We start from the raw sequence: 22,348 nt of genomic DNA on the forward strand, positions 1-22,348 counted from the left end.
CTGGCGCTAAGCCGTAGCCTGGGTAGCCAATGCGGCTGCGTCTTTTATAAAGGCCTCGATCTCGTCCCTGGTGGTGGCCCAGGAGCACATCAGCCGGGCACCGCCGGCGCCGATAAAGCTGTAAAAACGCCAGCCCAACGCCTGCAGCCCTTGCAGCACCTCGGGCGGCATCCGTACAAAGACCGAATTGGCCTGCCGTGGAAACATCAGTTCGACCCCCGGAAGCTGGCGCAAGCGTTCTTCAAGCAGGGCCGCACTGCGGTTGGCATGACGAGCTCGTTCCAGCCAGCTGCCCGATTGCAGCATGCCGATCCAGGGGGCAGCCAGAAAGCGCATCTTTGAGGCCAGTTGCCCGGCCTGTTTGCAGCGGTAGTCGAACTCCTCCGCCAGCTGCTGATTGAAAAAAACCACCGCCTCACCCAGTGCCATGCCGTTCTTGGCCCCACCCAGGCAGAGCACATCAACACCTGCCCGCCAACTGATATCGGCCGGGTGGCAGCCAAGGCTGGCCACCGCATTGGCAAACCGGGCGCCGTCCACATGCAGCCGCAGGCCGTAGCGGCGGGCCAGGTCACCGGCGGCCTGCAGCTCATCCGGGGTATAGACCGTACCCAGCTCGGTGGCCTGGGTCAGCGACAGCACCCGTGGCTTGGGGTAGTGAATATCGCTGCGTTTGGTAATCAGTTGTTCCACTGCCGTAAGGTCGATCTTGCCGTGGTGACCTCCGGCCAGCAGCAGCTTGGTGCCGTTGGAGAAAAATTCCGGAGCACCGCATTCGTCGGTCTCGATATGGGCGAATTCCTGGCAGATGATGCTGTGGTAGGACTGACAGAGCGAGGCCAGGGCCAATGAGTTGGCGGCGGTACCGTTAAAGACGAAAAAGACCTGGCAGTCGGTTTCGAACAGTTCCCGAATCAGGCTGCAGGCCTGCTCTGTGGAGCGGTCGTCGCCGTAGGAGGCGGCATAGCCGTTGTTTGCCTGTTGCAAAGCCTGCATGGCCTCGGGGCAGATGCCGGCATAGTTGTCGCTGGCAAAGGCCAATCGGTAGGTGCTGTGGATGGTCATGGCAACTCCGTGTGGTGGTGATCAGAAAAGTAGCACTAGCTGGTGGCTATCTAGGCACTGATGGTAACGGCTCGAATGTTTTTTCACCATCATCCAGTCGTGTGTTCAGCCATTTTGTCGGCTAACCACACGGAAATCAAGCTGTTTTTGTTGTCTGCCAGTTTGGTCGGCCTGGTTGGCACGGTTACTGATGAACAGGGAGGCAAGGCTCGTTACCACTCTCGTCGTCAGACCAACCTAAAGGAGGAATCAGTATGAAACTCGTCGCACGTACCCTGTTGGCCGCAGCGTTGACCCTCTCCATGAGCAGTGCCGCCATGGCAACCTATTCGGGGCAGATCTGGATCCCGTCCACCGATGCCAAAGGTTTTGGTGAGGTGAACATCAGCATCGACAATTACCTTCGTTTTTCAAGTGCTGATAATGCAGGTGTCAATACCTTCGACGCCGGCGTTACTGTGGGTGTGCTGCCGTTCGAAAAACTCAAACTGGAGGTGGGGGTCGACTACCTGACCGATGGTCTGCAGAGCGAAGATTCAGCCATGAGTGACCACCCGGCCTATTTCAACGTCAAGGCTGCCATGCCTGAAGATGCCGCCTTCAAAGGTATGCCGGCCCTGGCCGTCGGCATGTTTGGCATGAATACCGCCGACACGGCCCTTTCCGCCAATATCCTCTATGGCCTGGTTGCCAAGACCCTGCCGGTGGTGGGACGGATCTCGGCGGGCGGTTACCACGGGGCTGAGCAGAGTCTTGGCAGCAACAATAATGGCCTGATGCTCTCCTGGGACCGCAGCATGCCCGAGATTTCTGATAAGCTCTGGATGGCGGTGGATTACATGAGCGGCAACAACGCCTTTGGTGCCTTGTCGGCCGGCGCTGCCTGGGCCTTTACCCCCAATGTGTCCCTCCTGGTAGGGGTAAACGTCTACAACCCGTTCCAGGATGAGAAGCCCGGCGGGAAGCCGACCTTTACCACTCAGTTGGATATCAACTTCTGACATTATTCCGAGATGGCTTGTAAGTACATAAGGGGGGCGCAGCTTGGCTGCGCCCCCCTTTGTTGTGGCTGATCGGTCTATGGGCCGGGTCAGGGGAAGGGTGGCAGGGTGATATTGGCCAACGGCTTGCCGTAACCATCGCTCAAGGTTCGCATAAAGGCCACAATGGCCGCCACTTCGCTCTTGGTCAGTTTCAGGTTGCCCATCTCCTCGCGGTTCACGTTCTGAGGCACCTCCGGCTTTGGCCATCTGCCGCGCAGGCCGGCCGTGTTGTAGAAGTCAACAATCTCGGTCAGGGTGGCAAAGTAGCCGTTATGGCCGTAGGGTGCAGTCAAGGCGATGTTACGCAGGGTCGGCACCTTGAATTTCCCCTTCTGTAATCCCTTGGGGTCAAGAGCGGCGATCTCTGGTCGACCGCCCAGGCCGAGGTCGGTGGGCGCCTGGGCAATGGCCGGGTTGCTGCTGCGGGGTATGCCCAGGTTATCGTAGGTGAAATCGGTAAACAGCGGCGGGATCATGCTGCCGTCAGGACCCTTGAGCGGCGCCGAGATGTGGCATTTGTTGCAGAGTCCCTTGCCGTTGAACAGCTGCAGCCCCCGGCGTTCCTGTGCGGTCAGCTTGGCCTTGCCGGCCAGCACGTAATCATATTTCGAGCTGAACTGGTTCAACTCCCGCGATTTTTCGTAGGCAGCGATGGCGTCGGCGGCCATGTCGTACAACATCTCCGCCACCAACGGGTCAGCCAGGTTGACGTTGTGCAACGAGACCTTATAGACCTGCTCAAAAAGTTGGCGGTAGGTGGGCAACAGCGGGTTGTCCGGGTGACGCACCGCCTCTTTTACCGAGCGGGGGCTGATCATCGCCATCTCCACCGGGTTGAGGAATGGTCCCTTGGCCTGGGCCTTCAGCGTCGGTTCTCGTCCATCCCAGAATTGCCCCCCCACGTACAGGCCTTCCTCGCCATTCCAGTGGAAATGGGGGCTGAAGGCGGCGTAGGCGGCGCTGGGTGTGTTGCGGGTGCCCAGCTTGCCCGGCACCGAGCCCTTGGACACGACATTCTGCTTGGGATTGGCAACGTTCTCTGGGTCGGCAAAACCGGGCGGCATATGGCAGGTGGAGCAGGACTGGTTTTTCTGCAGCGAGAGTTGCGGGTCGAAGTAGAGCAGCTTGCCCAGCTCTTCCTTGGGGGTAAGCTGAATTGCTGCTGCCGGCAGGGCCGATAGCAACAGGCAAAGGACAATAAGCACGCTGTGCATGGTGGTTCAACCTCCTGGAATTGCATAGACTGCTTCAGATGGTGGAGTGTTAGTTCATGAGGATTTTATAAGGTAGTCCCCGCTTGTCAAGCCGCAATTGCCACAACCTGCGGTCGTGGTATACTTTGCTCAAACTCGCAGATGCTCTATCGCTTGCATGACTTTTGCGTACAGTGCAGCCAGGCTGGCTGCCTCGTGTTGAGGAGAAAAACGGGTGGTGACAAGCATCTTGGCCGCTGCCCCCGGCTCTTTCAGGAGCTTGGGGTGAGCCAGCAGGTGCTGTAGCAGTTGGCGCAACTGCTGCTGATCCTGGAACAGCCAGCCGGTTTCGCCCTGTTGGATCAGGGAGCGGTTGCCGGCCACATCACGGGCGATGACCGGTCTGGCGGATGCCATCGCTTCCAGCAGGGTGTTGGCCATACCACCCTCGAAGCGGGAGTAGTTTAACACCAGGTCGCAGGCGACGAACAGCTCACCCATCCGTTGGTGGGGAACTTCACCCAACAGTCGTACCCACGGCAATGCGGCTGCCTGCTGCCGCACCTGGGCCGCATAGTCTGCATCAAGGTCACCACCGGCAACCCACAGCTGCAGTTTGGGGTTCTGATCGGCCAGGGGGGCAAGGGCGGTAAAGGCCTCGAGAACACCTTTAACGGGGCGGATGGCGGCCGGCAGCAGGATGATGAAGCTGCCGTGCTGACGTGGGAACGGCTCAGATGCAGCCAGAGGGGTGACTCCCTGCGGGATGACCTGCACCCGTGCCCTCAGTTCGGGATGGCATCTGGTGAGCTCCTCGGCTGCCAGTGGGTCAAAGCAGGTGATGGCTGCGGCATCCTGCAGCGCCAGTAACGTGTCGGGATGGTTGTAAAAGTTGGGGTCGTACAGATCGCTGCCGGTCATGGTGATCAGATAGGGGCGTCTGTTGCGTAGGGCGAGCAGGCGGGCGGCTGGCCCGCTGTGGTAGGCATGGAAGGCATGCAACAGCTCGGGCTGAAAACGGTCGATCAACTGCTGGGCTTGGTCCAGGCTGGTGGTGTCCAGCCCGATAGTCGTGCTTTCGCAGTCAACGGCTGGCAGGTGGTGTGCAATGCGCTGCACGGTGATCATATTACCCCGCAAGGGGCCGTTGGTGAAGGGGCTGAAGAGGACGATACGCATGCGGTTATTATCGGGTGCCGATGGTTTTGATGCAAGGCAAAAGGGGAAATGCACCTTGCCCGTCGGGGTTCGCTTCTGGTATTCTGCGCTTCCCTATGAAGATCATCGTGCTTGGGAGCGGCACCTCAACGGGCGTGCCGATGGTGGGTTGCGACTGCCCGGTCTGTCGCTCGGCAGACCCGCGTGATCAGCGTACGCGTGCATCGTTGCTGATCCAGTCTGGCGGTCGGAATATTCTGGTTGACACTTGCCCCGATCTGCGGCAGCAGATGTTGCGGGAGCAGGTCACCCAGGTCGACGCGGTGCTGTTTACCCATGCCCATGCCGACCATGTCAACGGTATCGACGATCTGCGCGGTTTTCATTTTCGCCATCGTTCCGTAGTGCCCGCTTACGCCAGCCCTGCGGTACTGGAAAAGCTGCTGGGCGGATTTCGCTACATATTTGAACGTGGGGTGCAGGATACGCATCCACCGCTCTTGCAGCCGGTCAGCATTGACGGTCTCTTTGAATTGTTCGGATTGAGCGTGGTGCCGATTAAGCTGGTGCATGGCCCCGGCTTTTCCTGTGGCTACCGGATCGGCAGTTTTGCCTACCTGACCGACTGCAGCGCAATACCGGACAGCTCGTTAGCGCTGCTACAGGGTGTGGAAACCGTGGTGATCGATGGTCTGCGCTGGTCGTCCCATCCGTTCCATTTTAATATTCAGGGTGCAATAGCCGTGGCGCAAACATTGGGCGCAGCCCGCATAATCCTGACACACCTGACCCATGAGGTGGCCTATGCCGAATCGGCACAGCTGCCGGCAGGGGTTGAGTTCGCCTACGATGGCTTGACGCTGCAGTTGGGGGAAGAGTGATGCAGAAGGATATACGCCTCCATGGCCATCTGGGAAACGGTATTGAGTATTTTGTGCTGGTGGCAGGCACCGAGGCCTATCAGCGCTACTTCTTCAATATTGTGCAGGAACATGGCGAGCTGCGCATCTTTTCGCCGGGCAACGAGTTTGTCCTTGGCTCCCACGGTGTTGCCTACGAAGGCAATGGCGGCTACTTCTGTGAATACATGTTCGGTGTTGAGCAGCCGCCCACCGATCTCTCCAAACCGGATATCATCAATCGGCTGGTGATGTACGGCGCCCGCACCGACGCTGAGCGGGGGGCGGTGCGCTTCAGCGAGCGAACCACCGGCAAGGAATCCTACGACACCATCTTTTTTGAAGGCAACGCGGTCTGTAATTACTTCTTTTTCGTCCATTCGCAGAAGCTGCCCCGCCGGCTGAAGGAACAACAGGAAGAACTGGTCCGGCTGCTGGGCAAGACCCTCAAGCGGTCGCCAAACGTCGGTGAAGAGCGCGACGACCAGCTGGTGGCCGAACTGTACCCGTTGTTACAGGACCCGGCGGCCCAGCTGTTTATGGTCAAGCTGATCAATACGCACCATAAGGACTACCGCGATCTGTTCCGCAGCCTCTATTTCCGATCCAAAAAGATCGCCGATGACGATTTTGCGCGGCTGGTGAACCTGGCCACCACCCACCGGATTGACCGCTACCAGCAGGAGCGGATGCGAATCGATGTCATGTACCGTCATCCGTTGAACCGCCGTATTGTTGATGAGTACTGCAGCATTCTGGTGGCTTGTAACGCCCGCAATGAGATCAACCCGCTGGATAACGCACGGCTGAACCGCTTGAAGACCCTGTCGGTGCGCAACAAGATTCCGGGGGCGCTGTTTGCCACCCTTGACGAACTGTTGAAAAAGGGGCGCGGCCTGAAGCAGGCTACGGCTGAAGAGGATTATGTCGCCGAGACCCGCGAGATTCTGCAGGGCTTCTTCCTGCATGGCCGCGAGATCGACAGCTCGGTGGACCGGATTGATATGCTGACCCTGCTGCGCTCAAAGAAACGGGCAGTCACCACCCGGGATCAGCATTTCGATCGTTTGATGCTTGATTTCAGCCGGGATTGTGATGAAAAGATCCGTGACGGCGCCGACCCGGCCTTGATGGAGGGCTTTTCATACATCATTACCTATCTGGACCGTTTGGACAGCACCATGTCCCTGATCGGGCAGCTGGCCTTCATGGAAAACGTGCGGATCAGCGAGGAGTTGCTGCAGGGGCTGGTGGAGCACAAGGCCGCCTTTGATAACCTGGGTGCCGGCTGCTTTGACGAACTGTTCCTGCGCGACCTGTTCAGCAATCCCTATCTGGGGCGGTATGGGCGACTCAAGATGACGACCCTGCTGGAGGGGATTGACCAGGTCCAGCGTGAACAGCAAACGGTCCATCAGCTGTATCTGCGGTTGAACGCCATTGACCAGGAGGAGCGGCTCTACCTGCTGCTGCTGGAACAGGTGCAGCGCCGGGTGCGCAACTTCTACTCGAGTTTCGCCACCAAGGCTGATCAGGATGCCCTACGGCGCGAGGTGGTGGAAGAGCTGAAGTCCAGTAAGCGGATCAAGGGGGATGTGCCGGAAGAGGTCTTCCAGCAGGTGATCCAGACCCTGCAGAAAGAGGCCACCTATCTGCAGACCCTGTTGCCGAAGATCGTTGCCACCAAGGATGCTGCTGCCCGTGAGCAGTTCCTGGCCAGCTCCGGACTTGATCGTTTTTATGTTGAGGAATTGGAGCGCGAATATTACGAAAATAACGGCCTTGATCTGGAAGAGCTGTATCAGATCCGCCAGGGTCTGAGTTAGCAGACGTCTGCACAGCCTGTCGGCAGCCGTTCTGCCCCGCCCGTTTTGCCCCCGCAGCACACCTGCACCGGTTATCGAGTTGACGCCCTGACAAGAGGTGGTTTACACTGCCGTGTATTTTTTTCACACAGTGGGAGCGGCCATCATGGAACAGATAGAGAACGCGCTACAGGAGTTGCGCAGCAAGGTCGCCTCCTATGGCAAGGAGAATCAGACCGAGCTGCTGTATGTGCTGGCTGAAGGGGTGCGCCTGGCCTCGGGTCATGACCGTGTCAGGGTGTACCTTGAAGACCTGGTGGACGGCTCACTGGCCTGTGTTGCGGCGACCGGCGCCGATAGCGCTGCGCTGCGCACGGTGGCCTTCCCGATCATTGCCCAGGACGCCATGGTTTCTCGGGTCTTTGCCAGCCAATATCCGGCCGAGTTGCGGCGTGACGATACTCCCTCCGCCTCGCTGGATCGCGGTTTTTGTGACCGGTTCGACATCCATGCCAGTACCGGACTGCCATTGGTCAGCCGGGGCAAGTCGATTGGGGTGCTTTGTATTGATCGCGGTCCCTCGGAGGCCGAACCTGGCGGTAGAGTCAAGAGTCAGCTGGCCGATTTTATCGCTGCCGTTGCTGATCAGCTGGATGACGCCCGTGGTTACCACCAGCAGTTGCAGCTGGGACGTCGGCTGGAAGAATCAAAAAAACGCGAGGCAGCCGGCCTGATGGTCCGTTCGGCCGTGCGTCTGGTGAGCAAGGTGGCCCTGGCCTCGGTGTTGACCCCGGTAGTGGCCGCCGATGGCAGTGCCGCGCTGGAGGTGCTGGCCAGCTTTTCGGAGGAAGATGCGCTGCGTGAGCAGTACAACCGTTTGGGGGCGATTCAGCTGGAGCCCGGCGCGTCGTTGATCTCGCGTTATGTTGACGAACAGGCCACCATCAGCGACGACCGTCTGTTGAAACCGCTGTTTATCGCCGATCTGGCCCGTCACAGCCTGCAGAAAAAGGCCCTGACCGAGCAGATGTCGCTGCGTTCGCTGTATGTGGTACCCCGTTTTGATCCCCGTACCCGCCGTGTGATCTGCCTGGTTAATTATTTCTGCCGTGATGAATACCGTTTTTCTGAGTTCGAGATGGGACTCCTGCAGGAGCACGCACAGATGGTGGAGAGTGTGCTCAGTGGTGTTGGCGGCGGCGAGCATCTGGAAATTCAGGTGCTGTCGGAAATTACGGACCTGCTCAACGACAGTGGCGGTGCCCTGCAGCCGTTTCTTACCAAGGTGCTGGCCAAGGCCACCGAGTTGATCGGTGCCGACACCGGTAGCATCGCCCTGGTGGAGGAGCGTGAAGGTAGGCGTTGGCTGGTGGTGGAGGATGAGCAGGGCACCATCGTTGGCGCCAAAAACAAGGAATGGCTCAAACGCTACATCCCTCCCTTCCCGGTGGGAGGACATGAGCTGCCGCCCGAGGAACGCAGCCTGACCGGCTACGTGGCCTGGTGCCAGCAGCCCAAGATCATTCGCAGCGTTGAAGAGGAGCGGGGAACAGAGGGTTTTCACCGCTCGATGAGTGAACTGCTCAAGAGCGAGATCGCCGTACCGATCGTCTGCGACGGCGAGGTAATTGCCGTGATCTGCCTCAACTCGCTGCGCTACGGCTACTTCAGCGAGGAACACCGCCGCATCCTGCAGATCATCGGCTCGCTTACCGCCCGCCATATCTCTGACCTGCAGCGGATCGAGCGCCTGCAGGGCGAGGTACAGCGGTTGACCACCGATGTGGGCTACAAGGATCCCCACATCTCCTCCTACCGGCTGGGCAATATCATCGGCTTGGCACCCACCACCCAGGCGGTGGTAGATTTCATCACCACCGTGTCCGGCCCACTCTTTAACCGGATCGTCTTCTGGCACAAGAACGTGATCCAGGAGGCCACCATCGGCCTGCCGTCGATCCTGGTCACCGGTCCCACCGGTTCCGGCAAGGAATTTTTCTTCAACAACTTCTACAACAGCCTCAATTCGCTCTATCGGGAACAGTTTGGTGCTGGTGGAGAGCTGGCGGTCAAAAAGACCAACATCGCCGCCTACAGTGGTGAACTGACCTATTCCGAGCTGTTCGGCCACAAGAAAGGCGCCTTTACCGGTGCCTACAGTGACCGGCGCGGTATTCTGGAAGAATGCATGGGGGGGGTGGTCTTCCTGGACGAGATTGGCGACGCCGACCCCAAGACCCAGGTGCAGTTGCTCCGTTTTCTGGATAACGGCGGATTTGTGCGATTAGGCGAAAATACGGAGCGTTACAGCCGTGTACTGTTGGTGGCGGCCACCAACAAGGATCTGCCGGCAGAGATTGCTGCCGGCCGTTTTCGCGAAGACCTCTACCATCGTCTGGCCGAGCTCTCGATCAGGCTGCCATCGCTCAATGAACGGCGTGAAGATATCCCGGACCTGGCAGTACACTTTCTGGGCAAGCTCTACCGCACCTATCGCGGGGCTAAGGATGCCGATGATCCGCCAATGCTGAGCGAAGAGGCCAAGGCGGCCCTGGTACAGCACCACTACGAAGGTAATATTCGTGAATTGCGGTCGATCCTGTTGCGGGCACTGTTCTTCAGGCGGTCAGGGGTTATTTCCGGCGCCGCAATCAGACAGGCCATTGCCAGCGCCGGCCTGGGGGGCGGGCAGGTGGTCGATGCCAGTCGACGCAGTCTGACGGAACAGCTCTCGGCCGAGATCATGGATCGTATCCGGCAGGGTGGTGATTTCTGGCAGGATGTCTATGAGCCGTTTTCCCGCAACGACATCTCTCGTGACGTGGTACGGATGGTGGTTGAGCAGTCGCGGTCGGTGGCAGGCCGTCCGCTGCCCGCTGTGGCCCGCTATCTGCGGGCCGTTACCGACGGTGCTACGGCCGATGAACAGCGTAAACTGCTTTACAGGTTCAAGAACTTTCTCTACAAGACGGTCAAGATCTGAGGGCGGGAAACCAGACGGGGCGGCTTATGGGCCGCCCCGTCTGGTCGACAGAGGGATGTTAGACTGCGTCAGTCAGGCGTTTCTGTTTGCTGTGCAGCCGGTTTAAAGCGTGAATGTAGGCCTTGGCCGAGGCCACGATGATATCGGTGGATGAGCCTTTGCCCACCACGGTCTGGCCGCCTTCCTCCACCCGCACCGTCACTTCACCCTGGGCGTCGGTGCCGCCGGTGATGGAGCCGACGTTGTACTGGGTCAGCTTGGCCTTGGATTTGGTCAGCTTCTTGATCGCCTTGAAGGCCGAGTCCACCGGGCCGTCCCCCAGCTCGGCGGTGCGTACCGGCGTGCCGTTGATCTCCATCTGCACCGTGGCGGTGGCCACCGCAAAGGAGCCGCAGGTCACGGTGATATGCTCCAGTTTGTATTTGTCCTCACCCCGCGCCTCGTCGGTCACGATGGCGTCCAGATCCTCGTCAAAGACCTCTTTCTTCAGATCAGCCAGCGCCTTGAAGCGGTCAAAGGCTCGGTTGAGCATCTCGTCATTCAGCTCGTGGCCCAGTTCCTCCAGCCGTTTCTTGAAGGCATGGCGGCCTGAGTGCTTGCCCAGCACCAGTGCACTGGCGGTCAGGCCCACCGATTCAGGGGTCATGATCTCGTAGGTCGATTTGTCCATCAGCATGCCGTGTTGGTGAATGCCGGACTCGTGGGCGAAGGCGTTGGCCCCCACCACAGCCTTGTTGGGCTGCACCGGTATGCCGGTGATGCTGGACAACAGACGACTGGCCGGTGTCAACTGCTCGGTCACGATGTTGGTGGAAAACGGCAGGATGTCGCGGCGGGTGCGCAGGATCATCGCGAACTCTTCCAGCGAACAGTTGCCGGCCCGTTCACCGATGCCGTTGATGGTGCACTCCACCTGGCCGGCGCCGGCCTGTACCGCAGCGATCGAGTTGGCCACCGACAGGCCCAGGTCGTTGTGGCAGTGTACCGAGATGATCGCCTTTTCAATGTTGGGTACATTGTCCTTCAGGTATTTGATGATGTTGAAATATTCGAACGGGATGGTGTAGCCGACGGTGTCCGGGATGTTGACCGTGGTGGCGCCGGCGTTGATCACCGCCTCAACCACCTGGGCCAGAAACGGCAGGCGGGTCCGCACCGCATCCTCACAGGAAAATTCGACGTTTGGTGTGTAGCTGGCCGCCCGTTTTACTGCCTTGACGGCGTTTTCAAGCACCCGATCCGGCTCCATCTTCAGCTTGTACTTCATATGGATGTCCGAGGTGGCGATGAAGGTATGGATACGTCCCTTTTCACCGGCGTACTTCAACGCCTCCCAGGCCCGGTCGATATCCTTTTCGCTGGAACGGCAGAGGCCGGCGATCTCGGGCCCCTTGATGCTCTGGGCCACCTTCTTGACCGCCTCGAAATCCCCTTCCGAGGCGATCGGAAAACCTGCCTCGATCACGTCAATGTTCAGTTTTTGCAGCTGCTTGGCCACCCGCAGCTTCTCTTCGATATTCATGCTGTTGCCGGGGGCCTGCTCGCCGTCCCGCAGCGTGGTGTCAAAAATCTTGATAACGCGCGTATCGTCCTTTGGTGCTGCCTTTGCCTTGGCCATGCCGCAACCTCCTGTGTGGTGTCTGAAAATAGAAAACGCCTCCGCCCCGTTGCAGGGACGGAGGCGCTAGAGCTTCCGTGGTACCACCCTACTTTGTTCGCTGATGACAGCGAACCTTCATTGATCCGTTACGTGGACAAGACGTCTCCGACTACTGGTTGGTTCACCGGAGCGGCTCCGAGGCGAGTTCGCAGGCTCAATCCACCGGTTCGCACCACCCACCGGCTCTCTCAAAGGATCTACCTCTGTTACTACTCCTCTTCCCTGCCTTTTTGCAAATGTTGCATCATCATAAAAAGAGCTGATCAGTCCGTCAACTGTTTTGTTTTTCAGGGGTTAGGTTTGTAAATATCAAACATCGGGCAGCTCCTGCGGGAAGAGCGTAAAGCCTTCAATGCGGGCCGCATCTCGTAACCGTTTGTCTAGGCAAACAAAACCAAGGTCATCCGGTTTGTTCTCGGCCCACACCAGAGCAGCAGCCAATTGCATGGAGTCAGCAGCCCGCAACGGGTGGCGAAGCAACAATCGACGGGCTGTTGCGCGGACTTCTTCGGATGGAGAAATCTCAGTGCCGCTCTGGATGAGCTGATCAACGAGATGACGAAGCTGCTGTTCATCATCAACAGATATGCCGCCTTCGCGTCGTAATCGTGCAAACGAGGAACTGCATTCCACAGGGGTGCCCCACCAGAAGGCCAGTTCTCCATCGTCACGCACAAGCTGGCGAGAGGTATCTGAATGAGGTTCTTCAAGGCACAGTGGTATAATTGCCGAGCTATCCCAGAACTTCATCGCTCTTCTTCCCGTTCAGCGAGTAGTGCCGCCAGCGCAGCTCCCCGGCTATCCTGGGGTCGTGGCTCAGTCCAGAAATTATCTGGAATGTTGCCGCTCCCTCTGCGGATCATGCCGGCTCGTTCAAGATGCATCATGCGGGCGGTCAGCGCATCGCCAGTGCGGCGAAGAGGGATGATTTTTGCAATCGGCAGACCTCTGTCGGTTATCAGAATCTCTTCTCCTGATTTAACCTTTGCAAGGTATTCGCTTGTAGATGCCTTTAGTTCTGAAACAGCTGCAGTTTGCATACGATTATCTCCATATGACCAATATGGTCATATTGCAATGATCTGTCAATCTGGTTCTGTTGGGCATGGTCCGATTATTAGGTTAAGTTCTCGCCCAACCCCTCCTCCAGAAACTCCCGTGAATAACGCACATAATTATCGGCCGATTTCTTGAGCCAGGCGATCTCGTCCGGGGTCAGATCACGTTTGTACTTGGCCGGCGCGCCGATCCAGAGCGTGTGGGGCGGGATGACCGTCCCTTCGGTGACCAGGGCCCGGGCACCCACCAGGGCCCCTTCACCCACCACCGCCTTGTCCATCACCATGGCCTGCATGCCGATGAAACAGCCGTTCTGTAGGGTGCAACCGTGCAGGGTCACGCTGTGGCCGATGGTGACGTCGTCGCCGATCACCAGCGGCGCGCCGGGATCATCAGCATGTTTTTTGTGGGTCACGTGCAGCATGGTCATGTCCTGCACGTTGCTGCGGGCACCGATGGTGATGCTGTTGACGTCTCCGCGGGCCACCACGTTGTACCACAGACTGGCTTCAGGGCCGATGGTGACCTCGCCGATCACCACGGCGGTTTCGGCGATGAAGGCGGAAGTGGCGATCTGGGGCTGCATCCCTTTAAAAGGTTTGATCATGGTGTTTTCTCCTGGGGTTGAGCTGGAGAAGGTAGTATACCCGTAATCGTCAGACAGCGTCCATGATTTCGTCTTGTTGGCCTGCCCTGATTCTGATAGTTTTAATAACCTAGATTACGAACCGCGACGGAGGAAGAAGTAATGAAATTCACCAAGATGCACGGTGCCGGCAATGATTATGTCTATGTAAACTGTTTCGAGGAGCAGGTGGCCAATCCGGCCGAGGTGGCCATTAAGGTCAGTAACCGCAATTTCGGCATCGGCTCCGACGGCCTGATTCTGATCATGCCCAGCGACAAGGCCGATGTGCGGATGCGGATGTTCAACAGCGACGGTTCCGAGTCGGAGATGTGCGGTAACGGCATCCGCTGTGTGGCCAAGTACGCCTATGACCACGGCATCGTCACCAAGACCGAGATTAGCGCCGAGACCGGGGCCGGTATCCTGACTCTGCAACTGTTCCCCAACCAGGAAAACAAGGTAGAGCGGGTGCGGGTCAATATGGGGCCGCCGCGTCTCTCCCGTGAAGAGATCCCGATGAACGGCAATCCGGCGCCCCAGGTGGTGGCCGAAGAGTTGACCGTGCTGGACAGGACCTTCAAGATCACCTGCGTCTCCATGGGTAACCCGCACTGCATTATCTATGTTGATGACGTGGACAATTTCCCGGTAGCCACCTACGGTCCGCTGGTCGAGAATCACCAACTGTTCCCTCGCCGTACCAACGTGGAGTTCATCGAGATTATCTCCCGCACGGAAGTCAAACAGCGCACCTGGGAACGGGGGGCGGGCGAGACCCTGGCCTGCGGCACCGGCGCCAGCGCGGTCTGTGTGGCCGGGGTGCTGAATAATGTTACTGATCGCAAGATACTGAACCATCTGGCTGGTGGCGATCTGGAGTTGGAGTGGGTTGAGAATGGCCCGGTGTTTATGACTGGACCGGCTACGGAAGTGTTTTCAGGCGACATCGTTATTTAAGAACAGTCACGAGGAGACCCGGCGTTGAGCGTTTGCCTGACCCGTGTCCCCTGACCCCTACCCCTGAGGTTTTGCCATGGACTTTTCCAAGCTGCTGCACAAATTCACCGTGGTACCTTCCCTGACCGGCGATCTGGCCGCTTTACAACGGATCGCCTACAACCTGTGGTGGTCCTGGGATCCGGACGCCATCGCCCTGTTCCGGCGGCTTGACCCGGATCTCTGGGCGTCGACGCGTCACAATCCGGTGGAGATGCTGGGCATTCTGCAGCAGACCACCCTGGAGTCGCTCAAGCAGGACGAAGGCTTCATGGCCCACCTGGCCATGGTGGATGAGAAGCTGACCGGTTATCTGGCCGAAAAGACCTGGTTCCAGCAGCAGTATAACGGCGACGCGCAGATGAAGATCGCCTACTTCTCCATGGAGTTTGGCCTGCACGAGTCGCTGCCGGTCTATTCCGGCGGCCTCGGGGTGCTGGCCGGCGATCACCTGAAGAGTGCCTCCGATCTTGGCTTGCCGCTGGTGGGCATCGGTCTGTTGTACCGCCAGGGCTACTTCCGTCAGTATCTGAACAACGAGGGCTGGCAGCAGGAGATCTATCCAGAGAACGATTTCTACAACCTGCCGCTTACCCAGGAGCGTGATGCCGAGGGCCGGCCGCTGGAGGTGGAACTGGAGTTCGGTCCTCGCCGCTTCAAGGTCCATATCTGGCGGGTGCAGGTGGGGCGGATACCGCTCTATCTGCTGGATACCAACCTGGAGGAGAACAACCCTGAAGACCGGCTGATTACAGCGCAGCTCTACGGCGGCAATCAGGAGATGCGCATCCTGCAGGAGATCCTGCTGGGGATCGGCGGGGTCAGGGCGCTGCGGGCGCTGCATATTATCCCCAACGTCTGCCACATGAACGAAGGCCATGCCGCCTTCCTGGCCCTGGAACGGATCAGGCTGGTGATGGAAAAGCGCAAGATCAGCTTTGCCGAGGCCAAGGAGATCGTCCAGGCCGGCAACGTCTTTACCACCCATACCCCGGTGGAGGCCGGCATCGATCATTTCCCCAGTGACATGCTGGACAAGTACTTCTCCCGCTACATCCGTCTGCTGGGCCTGTCGCGGGATGAGTTTCTGGGGCTGGGCAGGCAGAATCCGCAGGACCAGTACGAAACCTTCTGCATGGCGGTGCTGGCCCTCAAGCTGGCCAGCCACACCAACGGCGTCAGTCAGCTGCATGGCGAGGTTTCCCGTGCCATGTGGAAAAACACCTGGCCGGAACTGCCTGAAGAACAGTTGCCGCTGACCTCGATCACTAACGGGGTACATACCCGCACCTGGATGTCGGGCCAGATGGCGGCCCTGTTGATCCGCTATCTGGGGACCCGCTGGCTGGAGGATATCACCGACCACAACGTCTGGCGGCGGGTGGCCAAAATTCCCGATGCCGAGTTGTGGCGCACCCGTCAGGCCACCCGTGAACGGCTGGTGGATTTCGCCCGTAGTCGCCTCAAGGCGCAACTGCAAAAGGTGGGGGCCACCGCCAAGGAGATCGCCATCGCCTCAGAGGTGCTGGACCCGGAGGTGTTGACCATCGGTTTCGCCCGCCGCTTTGCCACCTACAAGCGGGGTACGCTGCTGCTGCGGGATCTGGACCGCCTGGCCCGTATCCTGAATAATCCCGAGATGCCGGTGCAGATCATCTTCGCCGGCAAGGCCCATCCCCACGACAACGAAGGCAAGGAGCTGATCCGCCAGATCGTGCAGGTGTCCCATATGGAGCAGTTCCGGCATCGGATTGTCTTCATCGAGGACTACGACATGGAGGTGGCCCGCTATCTGGTGCAGGGGGTGGATGTCTGGCTGAACACCCCCCGCCGGCCGATGGAGGCCAGCGGCACCAGTGGTATGAAGGTGGCCTTCAACGCCGGTCTAAACCTTTCCATCCTGGACGGCTGGTGGTGCGAGGGTTACCAGGGCAACAACGGCTGGGCCATCGGCAAGGGCGAGGTCTACGGCGACCTGGAATATCAGAATCAGGTGGAAAGCCGCGCCCTGTACGACCTGCTGGAGAAGGAAGTGGTGCCGCTGTTCTACGATCAGGGCAACGATGGTGTGCCCCGCGCCTGGGTGGCCACCATGAAGGCCTCGCTGCAATCGCTTTGCCCGGTCTTCTCAACCGACCGGATGGTGGAGGAGTACGCCCAGTTTTCCTATCTGCCTTCCTACCGCCAATGGGCCCGTCTGGAGGCCGACGGGCTGATACTGGCCAAAGAGCTGGCGGCCTGGAAACAGCGGATATTCAAGGCTTGGCCTCAGGTGCGGATTGAGGCGGTTGAGGCGCAATTGAGCGATGCCATCGGTGTCGGCAGTAGTCTGCCGGTGACGGTGCAGGTGGCGCTGGGCGACATTCCGATCGAGCAGGTCGACGTGGGGGTTTATTTCGGCGTGCTTGATAACCAGGGCACGATTCGCGGTGGTGAGACCGTGGCCCTGCAGCATGAATCGGACCTCGGCAACGGCCAACACCGCTTCAGCGGTGTGCTGGAATGCCGTTTCTGCGGCCGTTACGGTTTGATGGCCCGGGTGATGCCCCGGCATCCGCAGGTGGGGGCGGTGTATGAGCCGGGCTACTTGATCTGGGGTTAAAACCTGCTGCGGTGGCCATCTGCTGCGTTACGCGGTGCTCGCTCCCTCGCCTACCTGGGTGGTATGTCTCGGTCGCTGCGCTCCGGGCGCCTTGCATGTGGCCATCCTCGCCAGGTTTTGTGGTTTTGAATTAGACGATACTGGATTCTGTAGCCGGTTATCATCCCTGCCGATAAGAGTTTTATGGCCATAGCGAACGAAGTGCAACAACAGGTCTACGACCTGCTCTCCCGCAGCTCCAACCTGTCCTTTGTCACAGCTGAACCGGCCACCGGCGGGGTGCAGGCCCTGTCGTTGTCGCCCGGCCAGCGGGTGATGGCGGAGGTGATGGGCCAGGCCCAGGCCGGCCGGGTACCGGTGCGGATCGGTGCGCAGCAGGTCAATCTCGAACTGCCGATTCAGGTGCGCCAGGGCCAGAACCTGGAGCTGACCTTTGTCGGCAGCGATCCCCGTCCCACCTTTGCCATGGCCCGGCCCGGTGTGTCGGCGCCGCCGGTCAACCTTACCGATGCCTCTCGTTTGTTGTCGCTGCTGGTTGCCAGTGAGGATCTGCTGGGCGATCCCCGGATGCGTTCATCGTTGCAGAGCATCGGCGATCTGTTACGGCGCTCTTCCGGTGACACCAGTGTGCTGGCCAACTTTCTGGATGATTTTCTGACCTACCGCCCGGATGGGCGGTCAGCGGTGGTCTCCACCGGACAGGTGCCCAACCAGGCGGGGCAGCAGGTGGGAGGCGAGCCGGGCCAGCCGCCGGGTCCCTCGACCGGTCTGACCGGACGCCCGGCCACGCCGTTTGAAGATACCGCCTCCCGATTGTTGCTCAACCTTGCGCAGCGTGCCCGCTTTACATTGGTTGATGTGGCCAATCAGCCGCTGCATCCTTTGCCGCTCAAACCTGGTGATGAAGCCACAGCCTTGGTGCAGGGGCAGCTGCCAGGCGGGCGGGTGCTGGTACAGCTGGCCGGTGAGTCGCTTGAGCTGCAGCTGGCCCGACCGGTACAGCAGGGTGAACTGCTCCGCTTGGCACTGGTGTCGCAACAACCCAGGCTGGTATTCGCGCTACTGGGTCAACCGGCGTCGGATCAGTCGACTGCCGTCAGCGATGCTGCCCGCTGGCTGAGTACGATGGTGCGCAGCGAGGCCGGACAGAACGAGATGCAGCAGGCGGTGCTGGGTCGCTTGCAACAGGTGGTCAGTTCGCTGCCGCCCGGCTCACCGGCCCTGGCGGCAATCATGGATGAGGCGATGATCTATGGCGCCACACCTTTTATGACCTCGCCGGCGCTCCTGGGGCAGGCCGGAGGGCGTACTGCCGCCAAGACCGATGACGAGGTGTTGAAGCTGCTGCAGGCCCTGATGCAGGGTAACCGGATGGCCTTGGTGGAGCCCCAGCTGAATATTGAGCGCACCCTGCCGTTCCAGGTAGGTCAGCAACTGCGTGGTGAAGTGCTGCAGAGTCTGGGTGGCGGCCGTTTTATGATTCAGGTGGCGGGTCAGAATATGGAAGTACTGCTGCCCAAGGGGGTCAAGGCCGGCGATGGCCTGAATCTGTTCTTTGTGGGCAATGACCCGCCAGCCTTTCTCCTGGTACGTCATGGCAAGGGGGGCGACGCCCTGGTCAGCGAGACTGGCCGTTGGGTCAGTACCTTGCTGGGGATGCAGAATCGGTCAGCGCCGCTGCAGGAAGGGCTTGGTATCCTGAAGACCCTGCTGCAGGGGGCTCCTGCCGACCCTGCCCAGCTAGAGCAGCAGCTTGCCAAGGGTCTGCGTGAGAGCGGCCTGTTCTATGAATCACATCTGGCCCGCTGGTTCAGTGGTGATTATCCGTTAGAAGAACTGTTGCGGGAACCGCAGGGGCGGCTGTCTGCCCAGCTGCAGCAGCCTCTGCCGCTGGTGCCGCGTCAGGCCACCGCCGAGCAGCTTGAAGCGGCCCTGAAACAACGGGCCGGCCTGGTGCCAGACGGGGCAGCCGACCCGCGCGCTATGCCGATTATCAAGGAACAGTTGGCCAGTCTGCAGACCGGCCAACTGCTGTTCCAGGGTGAGCTGTTTCCGGGACAACAGATGGAGTGGCGGGTGGCCGAACGGGAGGCCGGCGGCCAACATGATCAGGAGCAGCAGGACACGCCGTGGGAGACCGCTGTGGCGTTGACTTTGCCAGGCTTGGGGAAGGTGGAAGCCAGCCTGACCCTGAACGGCACCCGACTCAGCGTGCAGGTGACCACAGGTCAGCCAACCACAGCGCAGCTGCTGGACGGTGGCCGGGAGGAGCTGGTGGATCAGTTGGCCGCAGCCGGGCTTGACGTGCAATCCATCGTGGTTCGTCATGGCCGCTAATCGGCGCACAACCGATGAACGGGTGGCAGCGGCCCTGTCCTACAAGCAGGGGCATTACGCGCCGGTGGTGATTGCCAAGGGCAAGGGGGTGATGGCCGAGGCGATCATCGCCTGTGCCAAGGATGCCGGTGTGTATGTGCATGAATCACCCGAGTTGGTGACCTTGCTGATGCAGGTGGATATTGACCAGCATATCCCGCCTGATCTCTATCGTGCGGTGGCCGAGTTGCTGGTCTGGCTATATAAAATGGAGGGCAGGAAAGGGACCTGATGCAGATCAAGTTTGGCACCGATGGCTGGCGCGGCGTGATCGCCCGCGAATTTACCTTTGACAATCTTTCGCTGGTTGCGCAGGCCACCATGGACTGGATGACCCGGGAGGGTTTGGCCGAGCAGGGGCTGGTGGTGGGCTACGACCGTCGTTTCCTGTCGCCTGATTTTGCGCGTAGAGTAGCCGAGGTGGCTGCCGGTAACGGTATCAAGACCCTGTTGTGCGACGATGTGGCGCCCACACCGGCGGTTTCCTGGGCGGTTAAGCAGCAAGGCGCCGGGGCTGGGGTGATGATCACCGCCAGTCATAACCCTCCGGTCTACAACGGCTTCAAGGTGAAGGAAGGCTACGGCGGCTCGGCTCGTCCCATCACCACCGGCCTGCTGGAACAGATCGTGGCCTATAATCAGGCAAACAACCGTCTGGTCCTTGCAGTGCCCTTTGATGAGGCCAGCCGTCAGGGACTGATCGTGCCCTTTGACGCCACCAGCGGCTATCTGAGCCAGCTTGGGCTGTATGTGGATGTCGAACGGATCAAACAGGCCGGCATTACGGCCATCGCCGATCCGATGTACGGGGCCGGCAGCGGTTTTTTTGCACGTCTGCTGGGCCTGGAAGAGATTCATAATGAGCCGAACCCCTCCTTTGGAGGGCGGCCGCCTGAACCGATCAGTGAACATCTGCACGAACTGTGCGCTCTGCTGAAGAGCGGTCGTTACCGGGTCGGTCTGGCGTTGGACGGCGACGCCGATCGTATCGGGGCGGTTGATGAGCAGGGTGAGTTTTTTTCATCCCACGGCATCTTTGCACTGTTGCTGAAACATCTGGTGGAACGCAAAGGGCGGACTGGCGGGGTGGTCAAAACCGTCTCCACCACCCGCCTGGTGGATTGTCTGGCTGCAAAATATGACCTGCCGCTGTATGAGACACCGATCGGTTTTAAGCATATCTGCGAGCTGATGCTTGAACAGCAGATTTTGATGGGCGGCGAGGAGTCGGGCGGCCTGGGGGTGGCCGGCCACATCCCCGAGCGGGACGGCATCCTGATGGGGCTGTTGCTGATGGAGACCATCGCTGTTACCGGCAAAGGGCTTCGTGAGCAGTTGGACGAGGTGATGGCCGAATGTGGTCGACTGTATTATCGGCGGATCGACACCCGGATCGGCGCTGATGAGAAGGCTCGTCTGCTGGAACGGCTGCAGCATGAGCCACCCCGTGTGATCGCTGGCCGGACGGTTAGCAGCACCAACTTCAGTGATGGCTTCAAGTTTCTGTTCGATAATGGCGACTGGCTGCTGATCCGGCCCTCCGGTACCGAGCCGGTCTTGCGTCTGTACAGCGAAGCCAGCGAGGCCGAGATGGTTGAAACACTGCTGCGCTCAGCCCGTCAGCTGGCCGGGATCTGACGGTGAAGACACTGCTGACCATCGGTTGTGTCACCGGGTTGAATGGCGCTTTGCTCTACCCATTACTTATGTGGGGTAGTGGTCGGCCGTTGCAGACCCTTGTTGAGGCTGCGCTGCTGGTTGTTGGTGGCGGTTGTCTCTATCTGCTGTACCGCTTCAGGAGATCGTTGTAACGATCTTCGGCTACGCTGTTGGTGATTGTACTGATTGCGTTGATGCCGCAACGGTTTTGTGGTAATGAAAGGCCAACTTCACGGTTTGAAATGCCGTCTAACTGTGGTACACACAGAGGCGGAAACGTTTATACCCGCAGCCCATATAATCAGTCCCTTGAGGACCTAAGGAGGCATAGACTATGGCTAACATCCTGATCGTTGACGACTCATCCACCATGCGAAAGATCATTTCCCGCTCACTGCGTCAGGCCGGCTTGCCGATTGACGACATCCTTGAGGCTGGCGACGGTATCGAAGGGATCAACGTGCTGCAGACCTCAGGCAAGACGATCAACCTGATCCTGTCCGATATCAATATGCCCAACATGGATGGTCTTGAGTTTGTCAAGGCGGTACGGGCCAATGGTTACAGCATGCCGATCGTGATGATCACCACCGAGGGTGGCGAGGACGTGATCGCTGAGGCCATGGCCAGCGGCGCCAAGGACAGCATCAAGAAGCCCTTTACGCCGGAGCAGCTCGGTGAAAAGCTGGGAGGGCTGCTATGAGTTTGAACCCGGATATTGCTGAATCCACGAAGTTCAGTGAACAGCAACTGGCCGAGTACGTCATTAATGCTACCCAGGAAGTTTTTTCCACCATGGTGATGATGGAGCCTTCGGATGACTTTCCGCTTAAGGATCCGATCACTCACTTCAAGTGCAGCATCACCGGTATGGTTGGTTTTGCCGGTACCTATTCCGGCGTCATCTCGATGCACTGCCCGATCGTACTGGCCAAAAAGGTTACTGCAGCCATGCTGGGTATGTCCGAGGACGAGGTGGCTGATGGCGGCGAAGACCTGAACGACGCCATTGGCGAGATCGCCAACATGCTGGGCGGCAGCGTCAAGATGATCCTTTCCAAGGGCGGTCTGGATGTCAAACTTTCCATACCGACCGTGATAGCCGGCGAGGATTATACGGTCAACTCCCTGTCGGACATCGATTGTGTCGTGATCCCCTTTACCGTTGACAATGAACGATTCCTGGTGGGGCTGACGCTCAAGAAGGAAGACTGATCCTCCG

At 59.3% G+C, this 22,348-nt stretch carries 19 protein-coding genes and 1 other annotated feature; of the genes, 12 read left to right on the forward strand and 7 right to left on the reverse strand.

Annotation, left to right across the window (positions count from 1 at the left end; translation table 11 throughout):
- Nucleotides 1–6: 6 nt before the first annotated feature.
- Nucleotides 7–1,065: a low specificity L-threonine aldolase gene (locus tag RBQ93_RS00165; RefSeq protein WP_320369974.1), complete on the reverse strand. Its 1,059-nt coding sequence runs from the start codon at nucleotides 1,063–1,065 to the stop codon at nucleotides 7–9.
- A 254-nt stretch (nucleotides 1,066–1,319) separates the two neighbouring features.
- Between RBQ93_RS00165 and RBQ93_RS00170 the strand changes: the two genes are divergently transcribed.
- Nucleotides 1,320–2,066: a hypothetical protein gene (locus tag RBQ93_RS00170; RefSeq protein WP_320369975.1), complete on the forward strand. Its 747-nt coding sequence runs from the start codon at nucleotides 1,320–1,322 to the stop codon at nucleotides 2,064–2,066.
- A gap of 89 nt (nucleotides 2,067–2,155) precedes the next feature.
- Here RBQ93_RS00170 and RBQ93_RS00175 read toward each other — a convergent pair whose 3' ends face one another.
- Nucleotides 2,156–3,322 carry a cytochrome-c peroxidase gene (locus RBQ93_RS00175; RefSeq protein ID WP_320369976.1) on the reverse strand — a complete coding sequence of 389 codons (1,167 nt, stop codon included), beginning with the start codon at nucleotides 3,320–3,322 and terminating at the stop codon, nucleotides 2,156–2,158.
- A 129-nt stretch (nucleotides 3,323–3,451) separates the two neighbouring features.
- The gene (locus RBQ93_RS00180; protein ID WP_320369977.1) at nucleotides 3,452–4,480 is read right to left on the reverse strand and encodes a glycosyltransferase; all 1,029 of its coding nucleotides are present in this window, start codon (nucleotides 4,478–4,480) and stop codon (nucleotides 3,452–3,454) included.
- A gap of 95 nt (nucleotides 4,481–4,575) precedes the next feature.
- Here RBQ93_RS00180 and RBQ93_RS00185 point away from each other — a divergent pair, with 95 nt between their 5' ends.
- From RBQ93_RS00185 to RBQ93_RS00195, 3 genes are all read left to right on the forward strand, one after another.
- Nucleotides 4,576–5,340, forward strand: coding sequence for a GPMC system MBL fold metallohydrolase (locus RBQ93_RS00185; protein WP_320369978.1), 765 nt, complete (start codon nucleotides 4,576–4,578; stop codon nucleotides 5,338–5,340).
- Complete coding sequence (locus RBQ93_RS00190; protein ID WP_320369979.1) at nucleotides 5,340–7,184, forward strand: TIGR04442 family protein; 1,845 nt, start codon at nucleotides 5,340–5,342, stop codon at nucleotides 7,182–7,184. The genes RBQ93_RS00185 and RBQ93_RS00190 overlap by 1 nt, the downstream gene beginning before the upstream one ends.
- Nucleotides 7,185–7,329: 145 nt before the next feature.
- Nucleotides 7,330–10,146, forward strand: a complete 2,817-nt coding sequence (locus RBQ93_RS00195; protein WP_320369980.1) for a GPMC system transcriptional regulator — start codon at nucleotides 7,330–7,332, stop codon at nucleotides 10,144–10,146.
- A gap of 58 nt (nucleotides 10,147–10,204) precedes the next feature.
- On the opposite strand, the gene RBQ93_RS00200 is transcribed toward RBQ93_RS00195, so the two are convergent.
- The 4 genes from RBQ93_RS00200 to RBQ93_RS00215 all read right to left on the reverse strand — a co-directional run bounded on the left by RBQ93_RS00200 (nucleotide 10,205) and on the right by RBQ93_RS00215 (nucleotide 13,472).
- The gene (locus RBQ93_RS00200) at nucleotides 10,205–11,764 is read right to left on the reverse strand and encodes a 2-isopropylmalate synthase (protein ID WP_320369981.1); all 1,560 of its coding nucleotides are present in this window, start codon (nucleotides 11,762–11,764) and stop codon (nucleotides 10,205–10,207) included.
- Nucleotides 11,765–11,814: 50 nt separating this feature from the next.
- Nucleotides 11,815–12,038: a binding site (T-box leader), on the reverse strand.
- Between the two features lie 77 nt (nucleotides 12,039–12,115).
- On the reverse strand, nucleotides 12,116–12,556 hold the full coding sequence (locus tag RBQ93_RS00205) for a type II toxin-antitoxin system VapC family toxin (RefSeq protein WP_320369982.1): 441 nt from the start codon (nucleotides 12,554–12,556) through the stop codon (nucleotides 12,116–12,118).
- Nucleotides 12,553–12,846 (reverse strand): type II toxin-antitoxin system prevent-host-death family antitoxin, encoded by a 294-nt coding sequence (locus tag RBQ93_RS00210; RefSeq protein WP_320369983.1) that lies wholly within the window; start codon nucleotides 12,844–12,846, stop codon nucleotides 12,553–12,555. Before RBQ93_RS00210 ends, RBQ93_RS00205 begins: the two co-directional genes overlap by 4 nt.
- A gap of 77 nt (nucleotides 12,847–12,923) precedes the next feature.
- Nucleotides 12,924–13,472 (reverse strand): gamma carbonic anhydrase family protein, encoded by a 549-nt coding sequence (locus RBQ93_RS00215; protein WP_320369984.1) that lies wholly within the window; start codon nucleotides 13,470–13,472, stop codon nucleotides 12,924–12,926.
- Nucleotides 13,473–13,613: 141 nt separating this feature from the next.
- On the opposite strand from RBQ93_RS00215, the gene dapF reads away from it, so the two are divergent.
- From dapF to RBQ93_RS00255, 8 genes are all read left to right on the forward strand, one after another.
- Nucleotides 13,614–14,450 (forward strand): diaminopimelate epimerase, encoded by an 837-nt coding sequence (dapF, locus tag RBQ93_RS00220; protein WP_320369985.1) that lies wholly within the window; start codon nucleotides 13,614–13,616, stop codon nucleotides 14,448–14,450.
- A gap of 76 nt (nucleotides 14,451–14,526) precedes the next feature.
- Nucleotides 14,527–17,091: a glycosyltransferase family 1 protein gene (locus RBQ93_RS00225; protein WP_320369986.1), complete on the forward strand. Its 2,565-nt coding sequence runs from the start codon at nucleotides 14,527–14,529 to the stop codon at nucleotides 17,089–17,091.
- A gap of 183 nt (nucleotides 17,092–17,274) precedes the next feature.
- A complete protein-coding gene (locus tag RBQ93_RS00230; protein WP_320369987.1) occupies nucleotides 17,275–19,428 on the forward strand; it encodes a flagellar hook-length control protein FliK in 2,154 nt (717 codons plus the stop codon).
- The gene (locus RBQ93_RS00235; protein ID WP_320369988.1) at nucleotides 19,418–19,699 is read left to right on the forward strand and encodes an EscU/YscU/HrcU family type III secretion system export apparatus switch protein; all 282 of its coding nucleotides are present in this window, start codon (nucleotides 19,418–19,420) and stop codon (nucleotides 19,697–19,699) included. The genes RBQ93_RS00230 and RBQ93_RS00235 overlap by 11 nt, the downstream gene beginning before the upstream one ends.
- The gene (locus tag RBQ93_RS00240) at nucleotides 19,699–21,105 is read left to right on the forward strand and encodes a phosphoglucomutase/phosphomannomutase family protein (protein ID WP_320369989.1); all 1,407 of its coding nucleotides are present in this window, start codon (nucleotides 19,699–19,701) and stop codon (nucleotides 21,103–21,105) included. The genes RBQ93_RS00235 and RBQ93_RS00240 overlap by 1 nt, the downstream gene beginning before the upstream one ends.
- Nucleotides 21,106–21,107: 2 nt before the next feature.
- Nucleotides 21,108–21,278 (forward strand): hypothetical protein, encoded by a 171-nt coding sequence (locus tag RBQ93_RS00245; protein ID WP_320369990.1) that lies wholly within the window; start codon nucleotides 21,108–21,110, stop codon nucleotides 21,276–21,278.
- A gap of 182 nt (nucleotides 21,279–21,460) precedes the next feature.
- Nucleotides 21,461–21,829 (forward strand): response regulator, encoded by a 369-nt coding sequence (locus RBQ93_RS00250; protein ID WP_320369991.1) that lies wholly within the window; start codon nucleotides 21,461–21,463, stop codon nucleotides 21,827–21,829.
- Entirely contained in the window at nucleotides 21,826–22,341 is a 516-nt protein-coding gene (locus tag RBQ93_RS00255) for a chemotaxis protein CheX (RefSeq protein WP_320369992.1), read from the forward strand. The genes RBQ93_RS00250 and RBQ93_RS00255 overlap by 4 nt, the downstream gene beginning before the upstream one ends.
- The last annotated feature ends 7 nt before the right edge of the window (nucleotides 22,342–22,348 follow it).

This window comes from Trichlorobacter sp., from assembly GCF_034008105.1.
Classification (GTDB): domain Bacteria; phylum Desulfobacterota; class Desulfuromonadia; order Geobacterales; family Pseudopelobacteraceae; genus Trichlorobacter.

Bases quoted from the DNA above. Each gene is read 5' to 3' on its own strand.
- RBQ93_RS00185 (WP_320369978.1), top strand. From the start codon at position 4,576: ATGAAGATCATCGTGCTTGGGAGCGGCACCTCAACGGGCGTGCCGATG.
- RBQ93_RS00195 (WP_320369980.1), top strand. From the start codon at position 7,330: ATGGAACAGATAGAGAACGCGCTACAGGAGTTGCGCAGCAAGGTCGCC.
- RBQ93_RS00190 (WP_320369979.1), top strand. From the start codon at position 5,340: ATGCAGAAGGATATACGCCTCCATGGCCATCTGGGAAACGGTATTGAG.
- RBQ93_RS00225 (WP_320369986.1), top strand. From the start codon at position 14,527: ATGGACTTTTCCAAGCTGCTGCACAAATTCACCGTGGTACCTTCCCTG.
- RBQ93_RS00205 (WP_320369982.1), bottom strand. From the start codon at position 12,556: ATGAAGTTCTGGGATAGCTCGGCAATTATACCACTGTGCCTTGAAGAA.
- RBQ93_RS00250 (WP_320369991.1), top strand. From the start codon at position 21,461: ATGGCTAACATCCTGATCGTTGACGACTCATCCACCATGCGAAAGATC.
- RBQ93_RS00200 (WP_320369981.1), bottom strand. From the start codon at position 11,764: ATGGCCAAGGCAAAGGCAGCACCAAAGGACGATACGCGCGTTATCAAG.
- RBQ93_RS00230 (WP_320369987.1), top strand. From the start codon at position 17,275: ATGGCCATAGCGAACGAAGTGCAACAACAGGTCTACGACCTGCTCTCC.
- dapF (WP_320369985.1), top strand. From the start codon at position 13,614: ATGAAATTCACCAAGATGCACGGTGCCGGCAATGATTATGTCTATGTA.
- RBQ93_RS00210 (WP_320369983.1), bottom strand. From the start codon at position 12,846: ATGCAAACTGCAGCTGTTTCAGAACTAAAGGCATCTACAAGCGAATAC.
- RBQ93_RS00175 (WP_320369976.1), bottom strand. From the start codon at position 3,322: ATGCACAGCGTGCTTATTGTCCTTTGCCTGTTGCTATCGGCCCTGCCG.
- RBQ93_RS00255 (WP_320369992.1), top strand. From the start codon at position 21,826: ATGAGTTTGAACCCGGATATTGCTGAATCCACGAAGTTCAGTGAACAG.
- RBQ93_RS00180 (WP_320369977.1), bottom strand. From the start codon at position 4,480: ATGCGTATCGTCCTCTTCAGCCCCTTCACCAACGGCCCCTTGCGGGGT.
- RBQ93_RS00215 (WP_320369984.1), bottom strand. From the start codon at position 13,472: ATGATCAAACCTTTTAAAGGGATGCAGCCCCAGATCGCCACTTCCGCC.
- RBQ93_RS00170 (WP_320369975.1), top strand. From the start codon at position 1,320: ATGAAACTCGTCGCACGTACCCTGTTGGCCGCAGCGTTGACCCTCTCC.
- RBQ93_RS00235 (WP_320369988.1), top strand. From the start codon at position 19,418: ATGGCCGCTAATCGGCGCACAACCGATGAACGGGTGGCAGCGGCCCTG.
- RBQ93_RS00240 (WP_320369989.1), top strand. From the start codon at position 19,699: ATGCAGATCAAGTTTGGCACCGATGGCTGGCGCGGCGTGATCGCCCGC.
- RBQ93_RS00165 (WP_320369974.1), bottom strand. From the start codon at position 1,065: ATGACCATCCACAGCACCTACCGATTGGCCTTTGCCAGCGACAACTAT.